Source organism: Aminobacter sp. P4_H6_2 (genome assembly GCF_056400805.1).
In genome coordinates this window covers 1-2153 of the sequence record NZ_JBFUKO010000803.1, presented here as the reverse complement: position 1 = coordinate 2153, position 2153 = coordinate 1, and the positions used below count along the sequence as shown (strand labels likewise).

Sequence of the window (2153 nt, the reverse complement as noted above, 5' to 3'; positions counted from 1 at the left end):
GGCATAGGGATGACGCTCGGCGAGCAGCAGGCACATGGCTGCCGACTCGGTCATCGAATGGCCGTCCGGCAGAACCAGCGCCGGCACCTGGCCGAGCGGGCTGATCCTGCGGAATTCCGCGTCGGGCTCGACGCCCTTGACGACCTCGATGCGCTCGAACGGCACGCCCGCCAGTTCGAATGCCACTTCGAYGACAAAGCCGCCGCTGCCGGCGCGCGTATAAAGTCTGTACATTCTCGTCCCCCCAGCCGGATCCCCCAGCGGGTGGATATGGCATGGTGCCGGCAACTTCCTCAAGCCGGGCCAGCACCCGCCAGAGCTGAATTTTCACCAGTCCAGCCGGCCGTTTCCATGTGGTAGGCTCGCGCGCCGCAAAAAATTCTGCTGGCCTGTCGAAATCGGCTTTCGTCAGGCGACTTCCGTTTGGCCCGCGACGATGCGGCCTGGAAAATCAGGAGACGACAATGCAGTACATGCTTCTACTCCACCACGACGATGCGCCGTTCGTGGCGGCAAGCCATAGCGAGCAGGAGAAGATGTCCGCGCCCTACATGGCCTACAACGAAGCGCTGATCAAAGCCGGCGCGATGGTGTCAGGCGAGCGCCTTCGCGGGCCGTCGACCGCCACCACCGTGCGCGTGCGCAACGACAAGACCGAGGTGCTCGACGGACCGTTTGCCACCACCAAGGAGCAGCTCGGTGGCTTCTACATCATCGAGGCGCCCGATCTAGATGCAGCCATTGGCTGGGCGGCGCGTTGCCCGGGCGCCAGCTATGGCACCATCGAAGTGCGGCCAATCTGGCCGATCCGCTAAGGCATGACCGCAGGCGCCGAACAAGCACGGGCGGCGGCGGAAGCCGCTGCCCGCCAAAGTTATGGCAGGCTCGTCGCCTATCTGGCGTCGCGCACCCGGGACGTCGCGGGTGCCGAAGACGCACTCGCCGATGCCTTTGCCGCGGCTTTGTCCAGATGGCCTGACATTGGCGTGCCGGACCATCCGGAGGCCTGGCTCCTGACGGTGGCGCGGCGGCGCTCGATCGACCAGCAGCGGCGGCGCATCACCGGCGAGGCCGGCCAGGCCCATCTGCGGCTGATCGGCGAAGAACTGGAACAGGAGATGGCGCGCGAGAAATTTCCCGACGACCGGCTCGGCCTGATCTTCGCCTGCGCCCATCCGGCGATCGAAGCCGGCGTGCGCGCGCCGCTGATCCTGCAGACGATCCTCGGCTTCGATGCCGCGACCATTGCCTCGGCTTTCCTAGTTTCGCCTTCGACCATGAGCCAGCGCCTGGTGCGGGCGAAATCACGCATCAAGCAGGCCGGCATCCCGTTCCGCATCCCCGAAACGGCGGAACTCGGCGAAAGGCTGTCGGCGGTGCTGGAAGCGATCTACGCCGCCTTCGCCGAGGGCTGGACCGACCCGGCGGGAACGGAATCGCGCCGGCGCAACCTTGCCAGCGAAGCCATCTGGCTAGGCAGGCTGGTGGTGCAGTTGATGCCTGATGAGCCGGAGGCGCTCGGCCTTTTGTCGCTGATGCTGCATGCCGAGGCGCGCCGCACCGCCCGCCGCGACCTTGAAGGTAAGTTCGTGCCGCTCAGCGAACAGGATACGCTTTTGTGGGACGCCGAGTTGATCGCCGAGGCTGACGCGCAACTTCAGCGCGCCGGCGCCTTTGACGGCATCGGCCGCTACCAGATCGAGGCGGCGATCCAGTCGGCACATGCGGCGCGGCGCTTTGCCGGCACCACCGACTGGGCGGCAATCGCCACGCTTTATGCCGGCCTGATGACGATCTCCGCCTCGCCGGTCGTCGCCGTCAACCATGCGGTGGCGGTGGCATATGCCGGTGGGCTGGAACGGGGCATCACCCTGCTCGACGCCATCGATGACCCCAGGCTCAACGAATACCAGCCCTACTGGGCCGCGCGTGCCGAACTGCTGTCGCTGGCGGGCAATCTCTCCGAGGCCGACAAGGCCTATCAGCTTGCCATCGGGCTTGAGACCGACCAAGCCGTGCGCGCCTTCCTCAAGCGAAAACGAGCGGCTGTCGCCGACGCCCCCTCTCCCTGTTCTTTACGGGGAGAGCGACTGTCTTGGCGGTCAAGCGGTTTGCCATGGTTTTTGGTCCCGGATCATGGCGTTGAGGATGGT

General features: G+C 65.9%; 3 protein-coding genes. 2 read left to right on the top strand and 1 reads right to left on the bottom strand.

Features of this window, described 5'->3' with window-relative positions; genetic code table 11:
* Positions 1-234: glutathione S-transferase N-terminal domain-containing protein (locus AC1DUU_RS30350; protein WP_476787023.1), on the bottom strand; the 234-nt coding region annotated here is incomplete at its 3' end.
* A 230-nt stretch (positions 235-464) separates the two neighbouring features.
* Between AC1DUU_RS30350 and AC1DUU_RS30345 the strand changes: the two genes are divergently transcribed.
* Positions 465-815, top strand: a complete 351-nt coding sequence (locus AC1DUU_RS30345; RefSeq protein WP_476787022.1) for a YciI family protein — start codon at positions 465-467, stop codon at positions 813-815.
* A 3-nt stretch (positions 816-818) separates the two neighbouring features.
* Positions 819-2153: RNA polymerase sigma factor (locus tag AC1DUU_RS30340; RefSeq protein WP_476787021.1), on the top strand; the 1335-nt coding region annotated here is incomplete at its 3' end.